1 protein-coding gene is annotated in these 571 nt (G+C 55.3%); it reads right to left on the bottom strand.

Annotated features, from left to right (window positions below):
* Nucleotides 1-192 precede the first annotated feature (192 nt).
* Nucleotides 193-571 (bottom strand): zinc finger domain-containing protein (locus IEX22_RS16385; protein WP_368855339.1); only part of this gene is annotated, 379 nt, incomplete at its 5' end.

Below are 571 nucleotides of genomic sequence, written 5' to 3' on the forward strand. Positions count from 1 at the left end.
ATCTTCTGGTTCCCGGTGGGATAACGCTTGATTGCTTTGATATGAGCAAGGGCCAGAACGTGGGCACAGCCCACAGAGAGGAGTGGTATTTACTTGGGGCATCGGCGAGTTTACCCGAGTGTCAGGCTCCCAAGACCATGGTCAGTTACCACACGCCGTATCCGGGACAGTGGATGCGGGAATAGTCTTGAGTCAGCGCGTTTGGCACAGGCTGCAAAACACTGTAGTGCGCTGTCCCAGGCGTATTTCGGATAACATATGGCCGCATTGGGTACAGGTTTCCCCACCGCGGCCATAGACGTGCAGCTTCTGGGCAAAGTAACCCGGTTTACCTTCGGCATTGGTGAAGTCTTTCAGTGTGGTGCCGCCCTGTTTGATGGCCTGAGCCAGGATCAGCTTTATCTCGGCGACCAGCACTGTCAGCCGCTCTTTATCCACTTTACCGGCTTCGGCCTGCGGGTGGATCCCGGCGGCAAACAGGGCTTCGTTGGCGTAGATATTACCAACACCCACCACAATGGCATTGTCCATCAGACAGAGCTTTATCGCCTTCTTCTTGCCTTTGAGCGCC

The organism is Tersicoccus solisilvae (genome assembly GCF_014643255.1).
GTDB lineage: Bacteria > Actinomycetota > Actinomycetes > Actinomycetales > Micrococcaceae > Tersicoccus > Tersicoccus solisilvae.